General features: G+C 57.5%; 16 protein-coding genes and 1 riboswitch. Of the genes, 8 read left to right on the top strand and 8 right to left on the bottom strand.

Translation table 11 applies throughout. The features are described from left to right. Positions 1-264 precede the first annotated feature (264 nt). Positions 265-2,283: an excinuclease ABC subunit UvrB gene (gene uvrB, locus EDF73_RS07640; protein ID WP_132727910.1), complete on the top strand. Its 2,019-nt coding sequence runs from the start codon at positions 265-267 to the stop codon at positions 2,281-2,283. A gap of 381 nt (positions 2,284-2,664) precedes the next feature. Here the strand turns inward: uvrB and pmrB are convergent, their stop codons facing one another. From pmrB to yvcK, 4 genes are all read right to left on the bottom strand, one after another. Continuing rightward, positions 2,665-3,744: a two-component system sensor histidine kinase PmrB gene (pmrB, locus tag EDF73_RS07630; protein WP_132727905.1), complete on the bottom strand. Its 1,080-nt coding sequence runs from the start codon at positions 3,742-3,744 to the stop codon at positions 2,665-2,667. Beyond that, positions 3,725-4,420 (bottom strand): two-component system response regulator PmrA, encoded by a 696-nt coding sequence (pmrA, locus tag EDF73_RS07625; RefSeq protein ID WP_132727902.1) that lies wholly within the window; start codon positions 4,418-4,420, stop codon positions 3,725-3,727. The genes pmrB and pmrA overlap by 20 nt, the downstream gene beginning before the upstream one ends. Then, positions 4,417-6,063 carry a phosphoethanolamine transferase EptA gene (gene eptA / locus EDF73_RS07620; RefSeq protein WP_132727899.1) on the bottom strand — a complete coding sequence of 549 codons (1,647 nt, stop codon included), beginning with the start codon at positions 6,061-6,063 and terminating at the stop codon, positions 4,417-4,419. The genes pmrA and eptA overlap by 4 nt, the downstream gene beginning before the upstream one ends. A gap of 111 nt (positions 6,064-6,174) precedes the next feature. After that, complete coding sequence (yvcK, locus tag EDF73_RS07615) at positions 6,175-7,080, bottom strand: uridine diphosphate-N-acetylglucosamine-binding protein YvcK (RefSeq protein WP_132727896.1); 906 nt, start codon at positions 7,078-7,080, stop codon at positions 6,175-6,177. Between the two features lie 209 nt (positions 7,081-7,289). Next, positions 7,290-7,428, top strand: a riboswitch (molybdenum cofactor riboswitch). Between yvcK and moaA the strand changes: the two genes are divergently transcribed. The 6 genes from moaA to EDF73_RS07585 all read left to right on the top strand — a co-directional run bounded on the left by moaA (position 7,416) and on the right by EDF73_RS07585 (position 10,877). Further along, complete coding sequence (gene moaA, locus EDF73_RS07610; RefSeq protein ID WP_132727893.1) at positions 7,416-8,405, top strand: GTP 3',8-cyclase MoaA; 990 nt, start codon at positions 7,416-7,418, stop codon at positions 8,403-8,405. It overlaps the preceding riboswitch by 13 nt. 22 nt (positions 8,406-8,427) lie before the next feature. Next, complete coding sequence (gene moaB, locus EDF73_RS07605; protein WP_132727890.1) at positions 8,428-8,940, top strand: molybdenum cofactor biosynthesis protein B; 513 nt, start codon at positions 8,428-8,430, stop codon at positions 8,938-8,940. A 3-nt stretch (positions 8,941-8,943) separates the two neighbouring features. Next, positions 8,944-9,432: a cyclic pyranopterin monophosphate synthase MoaC gene (moaC, locus tag EDF73_RS07600; protein WP_132727887.1), complete on the top strand. Its 489-nt coding sequence runs from the start codon at positions 8,944-8,946 to the stop codon at positions 9,430-9,432. Then, a complete protein-coding gene (gene moaD / locus EDF73_RS07595) occupies positions 9,425-9,673 on the top strand; it encodes a molybdopterin synthase sulfur carrier subunit (protein ID WP_132727884.1) in 249 nt (82 codons plus the stop codon). Before moaC ends, moaD begins: the two co-directional genes overlap by 8 nt. Position 9,674: 1 nt before the next feature. Beyond that, positions 9,675-10,127, top strand: coding sequence for a molybdopterin synthase catalytic subunit MoaE (gene moaE, locus EDF73_RS07590; protein ID WP_132727881.1), 453 nt, complete (start codon positions 9,675-9,677; stop codon positions 10,125-10,127). Positions 10,128-10,172: 45 nt separating this feature from the next. Next, positions 10,173-10,877, top strand: a complete 705-nt coding sequence (locus EDF73_RS07585) for a Bax inhibitor-1/YccA family protein (protein WP_132727878.1) — start codon at positions 10,173-10,175, stop codon at positions 10,875-10,877. Between the two features lie 63 nt (positions 10,878-10,940). Here EDF73_RS07585 and EDF73_RS07580 read toward each other — a convergent pair whose 3' ends face one another. From EDF73_RS07580 to EDF73_RS07570, 3 genes are read right to left on the bottom strand one after another with little or no spacing between them, the layout of a single operon-like run. Beyond that, positions 10,941-11,906: a lysylphosphatidylglycerol synthase domain-containing protein gene (locus EDF73_RS07580; RefSeq protein ID WP_132727875.1), complete on the bottom strand. Its 966-nt coding sequence runs from the start codon at positions 11,904-11,906 to the stop codon at positions 10,941-10,943. Continuing rightward, entirely contained in the window at positions 11,906-13,150 is a 1,245-nt protein-coding gene (gene clsB, locus EDF73_RS07575; protein ID WP_132727872.1) for a cardiolipin synthase ClsB, read from the bottom strand. Before clsB ends, EDF73_RS07580 begins: the two co-directional genes overlap by 1 nt. Beyond that, positions 13,147-13,908 (bottom strand): endonuclease/exonuclease/phosphatase family protein, encoded by a 762-nt coding sequence (locus tag EDF73_RS07570; RefSeq protein WP_132727869.1) that lies wholly within the window; start codon positions 13,906-13,908, stop codon positions 13,147-13,149. The genes clsB and EDF73_RS07570 overlap by 4 nt, the downstream gene beginning before the upstream one ends. A 131-nt stretch (positions 13,909-14,039) precedes the next feature. On the opposite strand from EDF73_RS07570, the gene EDF73_RS07565 reads away from it, so the two are divergent. Beyond that, positions 14,040-14,474 (top strand): YbhQ family protein, encoded by a 435-nt coding sequence (locus tag EDF73_RS07565; protein WP_132727866.1) that lies wholly within the window; start codon positions 14,040-14,042, stop codon positions 14,472-14,474. Between the two features lie 183 nt (positions 14,475-14,657). Here EDF73_RS07565 and EDF73_RS07560 read toward each other — a convergent pair whose 3' ends face one another. Then, the gene (locus EDF73_RS07560) at positions 14,658-15,764 is read right to left on the bottom strand and encodes an ABC transporter permease (protein ID WP_132728138.1); all 1,107 of its coding nucleotides are present in this window, start codon (positions 15,762-15,764) and stop codon (positions 14,658-14,660) included. Positions 15,765-15,795 lie beyond the last annotated feature (31 nt).

The following is a 15,795-nucleotide window of genomic DNA, read 5'->3' as shown; positions in this document are numbered from 1 at the left end:
TGCCATAAAAGATTCATTACCCTGCTTGACAAATGTTAAATCCTAAATCTTTCTGGGGATAACCCCACTGACTGGCGGATTATTCCGCAAGGCGGCCTGTTTTTAGCCCAAAACGATGGGTCGCTCGCCGGTATGGCGTATAGACAATAATGCGATACTGGTTTTATATCCAGTGTTATTTATTGGCAAAAGCTGGCGTGGAGGGTAGAATTAAACACCTGCCGCATACGGCCAGGCGCGTCATCCTTCTTCAGGGCCAGAGATATGAGTAAAACGTTCACGCTGCATTCCGCATTCCGTCCCTCTGGCGATCAGCCAGAAGCTATTCGCCGCCTCGAAGAGGGGCTGGAAGATGGCCTGGCGCATCAAACGCTGCTGGGGGTAACCGGTTCAGGTAAAACCTTTACCATCGCTAACGTCATTGCCGACCTGCAGCGTCCGACGATGGTGCTGGCGCCGAACAAAACGCTGGCGGCCCAGCTGTACGGTGAGATGAAAGAGTTCTTCCCGGACAACGCGGTGGAATATTTCGTCTCCTACTACGACTACTATCAGCCTGAAGCCTATGTCCCGAGCTCGGACACCTTCATCGAGAAAGACGCCTCGGTGAACGAACATATCGAGCAGATGCGTTTGTCGGCGACCAAAGCGCTGCTGGAACGGCGTGATGTGGTGGTGGTGGCCTCGGTGTCGGCGATTTACGGCCTCGGCGATCCCGACCTCTATCTGAAAATGATGTTGCACCTGACGACCGGTATGCTGATTGACCAGCGGGCGATTTTGCGCCGTCTGGCGGAGCTGCAATACACCCGTAACGATCAGGCCTTCCAGCGCGGTACTTTCCGCGTGCGGGGGGAAGTCATCGACGTCTTCCCGGCTGAGTCTGACGATATCGCGCTGCGTATCGAGCTGTTCGATGAAGAAGTTGAGCGTCTGTCGCTCTTTGATCCGCTCACCGGGCAGGTGGAATCAACCATTCCGCGCTATACCATCTATCCGAAAACGCACTACGTTACGCCGCGCGAGCGGATCGTGCAGGCGATGGAAGAGATTAAAGTCGAACTCGCCGACAGGCGGAAGGTGCTGCTGGAGAACAACAAGCTGCTGGAAGAGCAGCGTCTGACCCAGCGTACTCAGTTCGACCTCGAAATGATGAACGAGCTCGGCTACTGCTCCGGTATCGAAAACTACTCGCGCTATCTTTCCGGGCGCGGGCCGGGCGAGCCGCCGCCGACGCTGTTTGACTACCTGCCGGCGGATGGGCTGCTGGTGATCGACGAATCCCACGTCACGATCCCACAAATCGGCGGGATGTACCGCGGCGACCGGGCGCGTAAAGAGACGTTGGTCGAGTACGGCTTCCGTCTGCCATCGGCGCTGGATAACCGCCCGATGAAGTTTGAAGAGTTTGAGGCTCTGGCGCCGCAGACGATTTACGTCTCGGCTACTCCCGGGCCCTATGAGCTGGATAAATCCGGCGATGAGGTGGTCGATCAGGTGGTGCGCCCGACCGGGCTGCTTGACCCGCTGATCGAGGTGCGCCCGGTGGCGACCCAGGTCGATGACCTGCTCTCGGAAATTCGCATCCGCGTCGCGATCAACGAGCGCGTGCTGGTCACCACCTTGACCAAAAGGATGGCGGAGGACTTAACCGAGTACCTTGAAGAGCACGGCGAGCGCGTGCGCTATCTGCACTCGGATATTGATACCGTTGAACGTATGGAGATTATCCGCGACCTGCGCCTTGGCGAGTTTGACGTGCTGGTGGGGATTAACCTGCTGCGTGAAGGGCTGGATATGCCGGAGGTGTCGCTGGTGGCGATTCTGGACGCCGACAAAGAAGGCTTCCTGCGTTCAGAACGTTCTCTGATTCAGACGATTGGCCGTGCGGCGCGTAACATCAACGGCAAAGCGATTCTTTACGGCGATAAGATCACCGCCTCGATGGCGAAAGCCATCAGTGAGACCGAGCGTCGTCGTGAGAAACAGCAGCGTTATAACGAAGAGCACGGTATCACCCCGCAGGGTCTGAATAAGAAAGTGGTCGATATTCTGCAGTTGGGCAGCAACCTGGCGAAAACCAAAGCGAAAGGGCGCGGTAAATCACGCTCGCCGGTTGAAGCGGATGCTCCGGCGGCACTGACGCCGAAGGCGCTGCAGCAGAGAATTCACGAGCTGGAAGCGCAGATGATGCAGCATGCGCAGAATCTGGAGTTTGAAGAGGCCGCGCAAATCCGTGACCAGCTGCACCAGCTTCGCGAGCTGTTTATCGCCGCATCGTAGCGGCAGGCCGCGGAGAGGCGGTTCCGGGGCGGCCAGCGCCGGGTGATGGCGGTAAGATTTTGCCTTATCGTTGCGTTTGATGGCAGGCTTAGAGCCTATCCCATTAGGGCTATTTTACTTGCCATTTTGACGCTGGTCAGTGCTCGAAATCCTCACGTACTACGTGTACGCTTCGGTTTCTCCGCGCTGTCCGTGGTCAAACTGTCTGCGACAATAACGGCTACTGATAGGCTCTTAATGTCTGCTTAATCTTGCCAGGCGACACTGTCCTCATTCTGCTGAGGATAGTGTTATGCAAAAATTAAACTTCCGTGAGTATCTCGGCGTTGCCTGCGCCTTTGTGGTGGTTGTCGCCTTTTTCCATCAATGGGTGCTGACTTTCTAACGCGAAGGTTTAGGAAACAGAATCCAGCCCCGGACTCCGGGGCCCGGCTGGCGGTTATGTAAAAAGAACTGCGCCTCGTGTAGCTGAACGATGCGGGTGACGATACTTAACCCGAGGCCAATTCCGCCATAGCGGCTGTCCATGCGGACAAAGGCTTTGCTTAATTCGCCGCTTTTCGCTTCATCAATCCCCGGCCCTTCATCTTCCACGGCCATCACCGGCGTCGAACCTGCCTGTATCGAGATCTTCACCGTCGACCCCGTCGGGCTATAGCGGTGCGCGTTCTCCACCAGATTGCGCAGCACCACGCGCAGCAGCGTGGCATCGCCGGAGACGATAACCTCTTCATCGGGACAGGAGAGCGCCAGCTTTTGCTGGCGCTGCTCCAGCATTGTTTCCAGCTCGTTCTGCAGCGGCTCGACCACATCCTCCAGCAGGGGCACGCGCTGATAGCTCCCGGCGGAAAATGACTGGCCGACGCGGGCAAGCTGTAGCAGCTGAGAGATACTGTTGGTCATCTGGTCCAGACGCTGGATCAGCGGCGCGACCTCGACGCTGTGCACTTTCGCCAGCAGCTCGAGATGCAGGCGGAGCCCGGCTAACGGCGTACGCAGCTCATGGGCGACGTCGGCGGTGAACAGACGCTCGCGATCGAGCGTCATATTCAGACGGGAAACCAGCTGATTAATGGCCGTCGTCACCGCCGTGACCTCCGGAACGGAGTCCGTCAGCGTAATTGGCTGCAGGTTATCCGGGGTTCGGCTTTCCAGCTCGCTTTGCAGATTCGACAGTGGGCGGGTGATTTTTTTCACCGCCAGCAGGCTGATATACAGCGCCAGACCGATGATTAACAGGCTGGGTACCAGCAGGCTGGCCACCGCCTCGCGCACTTCGTGCTCGACGTGCTTTTGATTGTTATGCCCTTCTATGGCGCTCGCCACCAGCAGCTGTATCTGCTCTTTACTTTCATGCCATAGCCAGAAGACGCTGATCAGCTGACAGACCACCAGAATGGCGCCAATGGTCAACAACAGCCGGTGACGCATCGTCCATGTTTCACTTGCGAACAGAGCCATAGCGTTCTTCCGTTTCTGAGTTTTTCACCAGCATATAGCCAAACCCCCTGACGGTACGAATTCGGGCTTTGCCGACTTTTTCACGCAGGTTGTGGATATGCACCTCCAGGGTGTTGGTAGCCGGTTCATTATCCCAGCTATAGATATCGTTGTAGAGAATTTCCCGGTGCACCGGACTGCCCGCTTTCATCATCAGACGAGAGAGCAGGGCGTACTCTTTTGGCGTCAAATCCAGCGCCTCTTCGCCGAGCCAGACCTGGCGTCGGCTGATGTTCAGGCGCAGGTCGCCGACGGCCATTTCGTTATCCCCCTGATTGTTATGCCGGCGCAGCAGGGCGCGGATGCGGGCATTCAGCTCTTCCAGCGCGAAAGGTTTCACCAGATAGTCATCGGCGCCGGTATCAAGACCGCTGATGCGGTCTTCGAGAGTATCGCGGGCGGTGAGGATCAGCACCGGCTGGCTGAATTTCTCCCGGCGCATACGCGCCAGGAAGTGCAGCCCGTCCTCATCCGGCAGACCCAGATCTAAGACAATCAGGCTGTAGTGATTGCCGGCGAGGGACAGGGCGGCCTCGTGCGCGCTGGCGACGCCATCACAGACGTACCCTTCGCTTTGCATCGCCAGAATAAGTCCTTGTAACAGGAGTGCATCGTCCTCAATGACTAAGATTTTCATCTGTCTGCCTCGCTTCTGCATGGCGTTAAAATATCGTCTGTTGCCCGGTACTGCTGGGTATTCACCCCGAATAGCCCGAGCAGAGTGGAGAACAAATTATCCTGCGAATAGGGCTCCGTTTTGGCACGCTGCTGCAGGCACCGGCTGGAAACGCCGTAGCGCTGCTGATAATCCGGCGACAGCCAGATCAGCATCGGGACGTGTTTTTGCGTCACGGGGGCGATTGACCACGGTAGCCCGTGCAAATAGACCCCATCCTCGCCCAGCGACTCGCCATGATCAGAGAGATAAACCAGGCTGGTGGTAAATTTATCCTGCTTTGACTGCAGTATTTTTATAGCTTTATCAACTATATAATCGACATACAGTAGCGTATTGTCGTAGGTATTCGTAAGCTGTTGCTGCGTACAGCTCTGGATTTCGTTGGTCTCGCAGGTCGGCGTGAACTTTTTGAATTCAGGCGGATAGCGGTTGTAGTAGGTCGGACCATGGCTACCGATAGTGTGCAGAACGATAATGCCGTCGTGCTGCAAATTATCGATGTCATGTGCCAGATTATGGAACAGGACCTCATCGTAGCATTCCCCTTCGATGCACTGTCCACTCAGGTGCAGATCGGTGACGTTCTGGTGCGGAACGCGATCGCAGGCCCCCTTACAGCCGCCGTCGTTTTCGTTCCACAGTACCTGAATACCGGCCCGTTGCAGAATATCCAGCACCCCTTCCTGATGGTGCGCCAACTCTTCATCATAATGCGCGCGCGGCATGTTGGAGAACATGCAGGGTACCGATACCGCCGTCGCGGTACCGCACGAGGTGGTATTGGCGAAGTAAATCACCCCATCTTGCTGCAACCGCGGGTTGGTATCGCGCTCGTAGCCGCCCAGGGAAAAGTTCTGCGCGCGCGACGTTTCGCCCAGCACCAGAATGGTCAGATTCTTGCGCGCGCCGCTACCCATTTCCGGCTTCTGTACGGCATCTTCGCCGATTTTCACCAGCGGCAGGTTGTCCATCTTGTTGTGCGCGTACCACGAGTTGATCGCCACGATGCTGTTCGACGGGCTGAGGGATTTCACCAGTTCTTTGTTATTGCGAAATACCGAGGCGTAATCTTTATAAAACAGCGCGGCGACCACAACGATCAGTAAAGCCGAGACGGCGATATTCAGCAGGCGCACGGCGACGTCGCGCCACAGGGTGCTGGGTCGGCTGATTTTTATCCACCAGGCTATGGCGACCATCAGGAAGCCGGAAAGTCCCAGCGTCAGCACCATTTTTCCGGACATCAGGGCAAAGCTTTCCGCCGGGGTGGTATCGAGGATATTGGTGATCATCGCGCGGTCGATGATCACCCCGAAGGTCCAGATAAAGTACTGTGCTGAGGCGCTAAGCAGAATAAACAGACTGATGACGATGCGGTCGAGCCTGAGGAACGAGGCCAGCGTAGTGAGGATGTTCATCACGCTGAAGGCCACCACCGGCATGCTGAGAAACACCAGCCAGTTATGCACGCCGTTGACCGGCAGCAGGGTGAACGCCTGGCGATAGAAGGCGAGATTCAGCAGCAGGCCGACATACAGCGCAAAAAGAAGCAGATAAACCGTGCGGCTCATGACCGGCCGACGTAAGGGAAATAGCGACATAGCAAAAATCCTGCGGAAAAGATGTTTGCCATGCTGCCACCGTTATTTTAAGACAACCTTAAGATTTTAAGGAACCCGCCGGATACGCGGCCGACGGCAAGAGATTAAGACTTAACCTAAGATCTGAATCGCCTTTTCCAGCGCATTGCGTAACAGCATCCGGTCGTGGCGATAGGGGACATCGCTGGCATCCAACGGCGTCTGAACGATCGCCCGGTTTTCAAGACCGGTGATATCGGTTTTCGGCCCGATAACAACGGCGTCAATCACCCGCTTGCCGATATACTGCTCCATAATCCCGACCCGGTCCGCCAGCGTCAGATTGGCCGCCGGACTGTGCTCTTTACCGAGGTTATCGATAAATACCATGGCCGCCGGCGTTCGGCGCAGGGCCTGCGCCATCTCATCAAGCAGCAGTATCGGCAGCAGGCTGGTGTAAAAACTGCCCGGGCCAATCAGGATGAGATCGGCTTCGGCGATCGCTTCCACCGCTTCACGGGTGGTGGGGACCGGCGGGGTGAGCATCAGCTCGCGCGGTACGCAGGGGAGCCGATCGATATTCACTTCGCCGTAAACTTCATGGCCTTCGTGGTCAAGTGCCATCAGATCCACCGGCTGTTCCGACATCGGGATCAGGAAAGCGTCCACTTTCAGCAGGTTTCTGATTAAATTTATCGCCTCTAACGGCCTGACGCTTAAGTGATCCAGCGCCTTTAACATCAGATTTCCGAGGTTATGGCCGGAAAGTTCACCATTACCGGCAAAACGGTACTCAAACATCGCCGATGCGATGCTGGGTTCGGCAATAAGTTGATTAATACAGTTGCGCATATCGCCCCAGGCTATGCCGCCCTCCGAGCGACGAATTCGCCCTGTAGAACCGCCGTTGTCGGTGGTGGTGACGATACCGGTCAGACGCGATCCAAGCGATGAGAGTGACGACATCACCCGGCCCAGACCGTGGCCTCCGCCGAGTGCCACAACGCGATCCAGGTCGGCGAACGTACGAGTGCGCATACAGATTCCTTATCTCCAGTGAACGAGCTCACAGTAACCGATCTACCCCTAAAAGACGATGCCCGGATCCCGACAAAATGACCGATATCAATGCAAAAGGATGATTTTTAGCTATTCTGTAGCGAAAATGCACGATCGTGTCGATATATACCTGATTATATAACGAAATCGGACATGGCGGAACCGTCATTTCCGCGCTATCATCGGCATAAACCAGTTAACACTCTAGCCTCTGTGCCTGTGTCATAAGATATGGTGCTTTGGCCGTGACAGCCTCGCTTGTCACCAGGGCGTGGGAAGAAATGACCGCGTCTCCCGTACTTGGAAAGGTGTATATGGCCTCACAGCTTACCGATGCATTTGCGCGTAAGTTTTATTACTTGCGCCTGTCGATTACCGACGTGTGTAACTTTCGTTGCACCTACTGCCTGCCGGATGGTTACAAACCCGGCGCCGTCACGAACAAAGGCTTTCTCAGCGTTGATGAAGTGCGCCGCGTCACGCGGGCGTTTTCTGCCCTCGGGACCGAAAAGGTGCGCCTGACCGGCGGCGAGCCTTCGTTGCGCCGCGATTTCGCCGATATCATTGCCGCGGTAAGGGAAAACCGCGCGATCCGCCAGATTGCGGTCACCACCAACGGCTATCGCCTGGCGCGTGACGTCAAGCTCTGGCGCGATGCCGGGCTGACGGCGATCAACGTCAGCGTGGATAGTCTCGACGCCCGTCAGTTTCACGCCATCACCGGGCAGGATAAATTTCAGCAGGTGATGGACGGCATCGACGCCGCCTTCGCCGCGGGCTTTGCGAAGGTGAAGGTCAACACCGTGCTGATGCGCGATGTTAACCATCACCAGCTCGATACCTTCCTCGCGTGGATCAAACCGCGCCCGATTCAACTACGCTTTATCGAACTCATGGAGACCGGCGAGGGCAGCGAGCTGTTCCGCCGCCATCACATTTCCGGCATGGTGCTGCGCGATGAGCTGCTGCGCCGCGGGTGGATCCACCAGCTTCGCCAGCGCAGCGACGGCCCGGCTCAGGTCTTTTGCCACCCGGATTACTCCGGTGAGATTGGCTTAATCATGCCGTATGAGAAAGATTTCTGCGCCACCTGTAACCGGCTTCGCGTCTCGTCTGTCGGCAAACTGCATCTGTGTCTGTTCGGCGACGGCGGCGTGGCGCTGCGCGATCTGCTGGTCGAAGACCAGCAGCAGGCGGCGCTGGAGGCGCGTATTTCCGAAGCGTTAACCCATAAAAAACAAACCCACTTCCTGCACCAGGGCAACACCGGTATTACGCAAAATCTGTCGTATATCGGCGGATAATTTATTCTAAAGGAGCGATCAGATGAGTCAGGCTAGCGCTGAGTTTATCCCGACCCGAATAGCTATTCTTACCGTTTCCAGCCGGCGTGGCGAAGAGGATGACACCTCCGGCCACTGGCTGCGCGATGCGGCGCAGGAAGCGGGCCACCGCGTTGTCGATAAGGCGATTGTGCAAGAGAACCGTTATGCCATCCGCGCCCAGGTATCGGCGTGGATCGCCGGCGACGATGTACAGGTGGTGCTCATTACCGGCGGTACCGGGTTTACCGAGGGCGATCGGGCCCCGGAAGCGCTGCGTCCGCTGTTCGACCGCGAAGTGGAAGGCTTTGGCGAAGTGTTTCGCATGCTCTCCTTCGAGGAGATTGGCACCTCGACGCTGCAATCCCGGGCCATTGCCGGCGTGGCGAACCACACGCTGATTTTCGCCATGCCCGGTTCGACCAAAGCCTGTCGTACCGCGTGGGAGAATATCATTGCCCCGCAGCTCGATGCCCGCACGCGTCCGTGTAACTTTGTTCCCCATCTTAAGAAATAAGCTATGTCACAACTGACCCATATTAACGCCGCCGGCGAGGCGCACATGGTGGATGTCTCCGCCAAGGCGGAGACGGTGCGCGAAGCGCGCGCGGAAGCCTATGTTGCGATGCAGGCGGCGACGCTGGCGATGATTATCGACGGCAGCCACCACAAAGGCGATGTTTTCGCCACTGCCCGTATCGCCGGCATTCAGGCGGCAAAACGCACCTGGGAACTGATCCCGCTGTGTCATCCGCTGATGCTGAGCAAAGTCGAGGTCAATCTGCAGGCCCAGCCGGAACATAACCGGGTACGGATCGAGTCGCTGTGCCGTCTGACCGGGAAAACCGGCGTCGAGATGGAAGCGCTGACCGCCGCCTCCGTGGCGGCGCTAACGATTTACGATATGTGCAAAGCGGTGCAAAAAGATATGGTGATTGGCCCGGTGCGTCTGCTGGCGAAAAGCGGCGGCAAATCCGGTGACTTCAACGCGGATGAGACTCATGATTAAGGTTCTGTTTTTTGCTCAGGTGCGCGAACTGGTCGGCACCGACGCCCTGACCCTTGAGGCGGGCGACCTGGCGACGGTGGAAGCCGTGCGTCGCCAGCTTATCACCCGCGGCGATCGCTGGGCGCTGGCGCTGGAAGAGGGCAAACTGCTGGCGGCGGTAAACCAGACGCTGACCCCCTTTGACCATCCGGTCGTCGCCGGTGATGAAATCGCCTTCTTTCCACCGGTTACGGGAGGCTGAGATGACGGACACTCGCATTGTCGTCAGTCATGAGCGTTTTTGCGTGGGCGACGAGTATCCGTGGCTGGCCGAACGTGATGAAGACGGGGCGGTGGTGACCTTTACCGGTAAAGTGCGTAACCACAATCTTGGCGATAGCGTGAAGGCGCTGACGCTGGAGCACTATCCGGGGATGACGGAAAAGTCGCTGGCGGAAATCGTCGACCTGGCGCGCGAACGCTGGGCATTGGGGCGGGTGACGCTGATTCACCGTATCGGCGAAATGTGGCCAGGCGAAGAGATTGTCTTCGTTGGCGTCACCAGCGCGCACCGCAGCAGCGCCTTTGCGGCCGGGGAATTCATTATGGATTACCTGAAAACCCGCGCGCCGTTCTGGAAGCGCGAAGCGACGGCGGAAGGCGAGCGCTGGGTGGATGCGCGCGATAGCGATCGCCAGGCGGCAGAGCGCTGGTAGTGTGGTACGCTTAGTAAGAGAAAACTTGTTAATCAGGAGATAGTCATGGACAGATTCCCTCGTTCAGATTCCATTGTTCAGGTCCGCGGCGGTTTGCAGACGTATATGGCCCAGGTCTACGGCTGGATGACGGTCGGGCTGCTGCTGACGGCGTTTATTGCCTGGTTTGCCGCCAATACGCCGGCGGTGATGATGTTTGTCTTTTCCAGCAAAATAACCTTTTTCGGCTTGATTATTGCCCAACTGGCGCTGGTATTCGTGCTCTCCGGGATGGTACAACGCCTGAGCGCGGGGATGGCGACCACCCTCTTTATGCTCTATTCGGCGCTGACCGGGCTGACGCTATCCAGTATCTTCATCGCCTACACCTATTCGTCGATTGCCAGCACCTTTGTGGTCAGCGGCGGGATGTTTGGCGCGATGAGCCTCTATGGCTATACCACCAAACGCGATCTCAGCGGCTTTGGTAATATGCTGTTTATGGCGTTGATTGGTATCGTGCTGGCCTCGTTGGTCAACTTCTGGCTGAAGAGCGAAGCGTTGATGTGGGCGGTCACCTACATCGGTGTGGTGGTGTTTGTCGGCCTGACCGCCTATGACACCCAGAAGCTGAAAAACATCGGCGAGCAGATCGATACCCGCGACGGCTCAACGCTGCGTAAATACGCCATTCTTGGCGCGCTGACGCTGTATCTGGACTTTATCAACCTGTTCCTGATGCTGCTGCGTATTTTCGGCAACCGCCGTTAAAATCTCCGGCCCGGGCCGCGGCGGCAACGCCTTGCCCGGGTAACCGTCGTCTCTTCCCGTCACTTATCCATCCGCCAGCTTGCGCTGATTTTTCGCCCGTAACTTCTTCGCCTGACTCTCCAGCAGCAGATAGCCGACGGTGGCGATAAGCAGCGGCAGGAAATAATAGAGCACGCGATACGCCAGCAGGGCGGCAATAATCGCCCCGCGGGCGATCTGCTGATCGCTGAGCATCGCGATAAATACCGCCTCCAGCACGCCGATCCCGGCGGGAATATGCACAATAACCCCGGCAATACTGCTGACCAGCAGCACCCCCAGCACCAGGAAGTAATCGACCTGCTGCGCCATCAGGAGCCAGATAATCGCCGCCATCACCAGCCAGTTTACGACGGAAAGCGTCATCTGCAGCAGCGCGAATCGCCATGAGGGCAGGACCAGCCGCTGACCTTTAATGGTCATATGCCGCCGGGTGGCAAACGCACAGGCCCACAGATAGAGCGCGGCGGCGGCCAGCAGCACGATGCCAATCACCCGCAGCGTGCCCTGGCTGATGTACCAGTGCGCCGGGAGCTGCACCAGACTGGCGGTAAAAATCAATCCGCCCAGCAGAATGTATCCCAGCCAGTTGGTGGTGATGCTCAGGGAGAAAATGCGGGTAATGGTGCCGCCGCTGAGGCCAAGGCGGGAATAGAGCCGGTAGCGCATGCCGATGCCGCCGATCCAGGTACTGAGGGTCAGATTAAAGGCATAACAGATAAACGACACCAGGATCACCTGCCGCTTCGCCAGCTGATGCCCGCAATACGCCCGGCCCAGCAGATCGTAGCAGCCATAAATCAGATAGCTCACGATGGTCAATCCGACGGCGCCGAGCAGCGCGAGGCGGTTGTAGTGGCGGATAACCTTCCATACCTCCTGCCAGTCGACTTTTTGCGCGTAGACCACCAGTAAAACCGTGACGGCGATAAAAAATATCGCGGTGAGGATCTTTTTGACCATCCGCCAGCGAGGATGTGATTTCGCCATCAGGGTTTCACCTCCTGATTTTGCGCATCCAGCTGATCCTGGGTTTCAATTTCCGGCTGTACCGGCGGGCTGACCCGTGACAGATGCGGCGTGTGGGCCGGCAGCCAGCCGACCCATGCCGGGAAGTGGCGCAGGAAGTGGAAGGCCAGCACGCTTTTACCCAGGTTCCACCAGCTGCGTTTTGGCAGCATTGATTTATCCACCTGTTTACAGTCCCGGGTGATTAAGCCGTTGAGGTTGTCGCGCAGGGTCTGGTTGAACTCGCGGTCGTGGATAATCAGGTTGGCCTCCAGGTTTAATGAGAGGCTGAGCGGGTCGAGGTTACTGGATCCGACGGTGGCCCAGTGATCGTCTGCGAGGGCGACTTTGCCATGCAGCGGGCGGCGGCGATACTCAAATATCTGCACCCCTCCTTTGACCAGGTAGTGATACAGCAGGCGGGCGCCGACTTTGACGATGGGGATATCGGGCTCGCCTTGCACAATCAGCTTGACCCGTACCCCGCGTCGGGCGGCGTTGCGCATGGCGTGCAGCATCCGATAGCCAGGGAAAAAGTAGGCGTTGGCGATAATCACCTCGCGGCGCGCGTTGGCCAGCATCTTCAGATAGTGGCGCTCAATGTCGTCGCGATGATCGTGATTATCCCGCCAGATAAACAGCGCCTGCGCTTCACCGGGGCTGTGATTAACCTCCGGTCGGTGGCGACGGCGGGGCCACATACGCCGCGTCGTTTCGCTGGCAGGGAGATTTTCCAGCTCAAATCGCAGAATATCCAGCACCACCGGTCCCTCAACCTGCACGGCATAATCCTGTTTTGCCTCCGGGCCGTAGCTGGTCATGTGTTCGGCAGAGTAATTAATCCCGCCGACGAACGCCGTCGTATCATCGATCACCACGATCTTGCGGTGCATGCGGCGAAAGAGGTTGGTGCGCATGCCAAACAGCCGCGGACGCGGATCGTAGTAGCGGAAGATCACCCCAGCAGCGCTCAGCTGGTGCACGAAACGATCGCTCAGGTCGGGGGAGCCGTAGCCGTCGAGCAGGACTTCGACCTGGATCCCTCGCCGCGCCGCCTTTAGCAGCACCGCATGAAGCTGCCAGCCGACCTCGTCCTCAAACCAGATAAAGGTTTCGAGAATCACTTTGTGCTGCGCGCGCGCAATGGCCGCAAACAGGGCCGGATAATAGTTATCGCCGTTCTCCAGCAGCTGGATCCGGTTTCCTTCCTGCCAGCGACATTTCATAGATGAATCTCCACGCTCAGCGGCGCATGATCCGACAGGTGACGCCATCGATGAAGCTCCAGCGCCGCCGGCTGGCTGGCATGCGCATTTTTCACATAGATACGGTCAAGGCGCAGCAGCGGAAAACGCGCCGGGAAGGTGCGCGCCGGGCGGCCGTATGCGCGGGTGAAGATCTCCTCCAGACCGGCCTGCGCCTTCAGCGGCCGGTTGGCCTGCTGCCGCCAGTCGTTAAAATCACCGGCCACCACCACTGGCTCTCCGGCGGGCAGGTCGTTGACCCGTTCGGCGAGCATCGCCAGCTGGGCCGTTCGCTGCTGCGAACTCAGCCCCAGATGAACACAAAACAGGTGCAGGGTTACGTCGCTTTCCGGCGGCACAATCCGGCAGTAGAGCAGGCCGCGCTTCTCGCTCTCGCCCACGGAAATGTCGAGATTTTCGTAATATTGAATGGGAAAGCGCGAGAGCACGGCGTTGCCGTGGTGCCCCTCCGGGTAGACCGCGTTGCGCCCGTAGGCGTATTCGCTCCACATCGTATCGGCCAGAAACTCATAATGAGTGCTGTCCGGCCAGTTTTCGACATGCAGAGGATGAATTTCATGCGCGCCCATGACCTCCTGCAGACAAACAATGTCGGCGCTGACGCTGCGTACCGCATCACGCAGTTCCGGCAGAATGAAGCGTCGGTTAAACGTCGTAAAGCCTTTATGGGTGTTAATTGTCAGCACGTTTAACGAAAATCGCGGCATTTGTTCAGCCATATTTCTCCAGTCAATGTCACTTTCCTGAATGAAATAGTGTAGTAGGTGTCACAAAAAGATGCGGTGATACGGAATTTTCCGTAAAGTGCGGTACTCTGAGTTACAGATAAAGATCCTTCAGGAGAGAAGCCATGAAGTGGCAACAACGTGTACGCGTCGCAACTGGCCTCAGTTGCTGGCAGATTATGTTGCATCTACTGGTCGTGGCAGTACTGGTGATGGGTTGGATGAGCGGCGCGCTGGTACGCGTCGGATTAGGGTTATGCGTGCTGTATGGCGTCACCTTACTGTCGATGCTGTTTTTACAGCGTCACCATGAAGAGCGCTGGCGTGATGTCGGGGACTTCCTTGAGGAGCTCACCACCACCTGGTACTTTGGCGTGGCGGTTATCGTGCTGTGGCTGCTTTCGCGCGTGCTGCACAATAACCTGCTGCTGGCCGTTGCCGGGCTGGTGATTCTGGCAGGCCCGGCGGTGGTGTCCTTGCTGGCGAAAGATAAGAACCGCTACTCTAAGTTCGGACTGCATCAAGGCGGCAGCGCCGCGAATCCCCCGAAGCATAGATAATAGCTATGTGAGCGGGTGAGCGAGGAAGCCAACGCAGAGGCAGCCCGCACGATGACGGTTATCCCCTAAAGCGTTTGGCTTGCATCAAGGCGGCAACGCAGCGAATCTCCGGGAGCATAGAGAGCTATGTGACCGGGGTGAGCGAGGAAGCCAACGCAGAGGCAGCCCGAACGATGACGGGGATCAGGCAATCTTTCTGCGAAACATCGCATACGCCGCTGAGCCCGTCGTGGCCGCTATGACCAGTAGCGGCCACAAACTCCCCCACACAATTTCCAGACTCGCATCCTTTAAATAAATCTGCTTGGTGATATCGGTAAAGTGGCGAATCGGATTTATCCATGTCACCTCCTGCAACCACTGCGGCATGTTCTCAACCGGCGAGACGTAGCCGGAGAGCAGAATCGCCGGCATCATAAAGACGAAGACGCCGATAAAGGCCTGCTGCTGGGTGGAGCACAGGGAGGAAATCAGCAGTCCGAACCCCACCAGCGACAGCCCGTAAATCACCATCGTCAAGTAAAACAGCAGCAGCGAGCCGGCGAAAGGGATCTGATACGCCCAGATCCCGATGGCCAGCACGATGCTCGCCTGCAGAGTGGCGACAATCAGCGCCGGTATCGCCTTGCCGACGAAAATTTGCCAGGTCGCCAGCGGCGACACCAGCAGCTGATCGAGAGTGCCCTGCTCACGCTCGCGGGCCACCGACAGCGAGGTGACGATCATCACGCCGATGGTGGTGATCATGGCGATCAGCGACGGTACCACGAACCACTTATAGTCGAGGTTGGGGTTATACCAGTTGCGCACCACCAGTTCGCTGTTATTGGGCTGCGCTTTCCCTGCGAGCAGCTCCTGCTGATAGTTTTTGACGATCTGCTGGAGATAATTGGCGGCGATTTGCGCGCTATTGGAGTTGCGACCATCCAGCAGCAGTTGCAGCGGCGCGGTTTGCCCATGATCGAGATGGCGCGAGAAATCCGCCGGGAAGCGGACCAACAGCAGCGCTTTTTGTTCATCAATGGTCGGGCGAATCTCCTGCGGGCTTTTGAGGATCAGAATGTGGGTAAAGGCTTTGGCGCGGGCAAAACGCTGGGTCAGTTCCACCGCGTGGCGGCCGTTGTCTTCGTTGTAAATGGCGATGGTGGCGTTGGTCACTTCCAGGGTGGCGGCGAAGGGAAACAGCAGCACCTGAATCAGCACCGGCATAATCAAAATGGCGCGGGTTTGCGGCTCGCGCAGCAGCGATTGCAGTTCTTTGCGAATCAACGTCCATAAGCGATGGAACATCTTGGTCTCTCTCAGCATGGCCCGCCGCTCC

This window comes from Klebsiella sp. BIGb0138 (assembly GCF_004342285.1).
GTDB lineage: Bacteria > Pseudomonadota > Gammaproteobacteria > Enterobacterales > Enterobacteriaceae > Klebsiella.
This window is presented reverse-complemented; position numbering and strand designations above follow the sequence as displayed.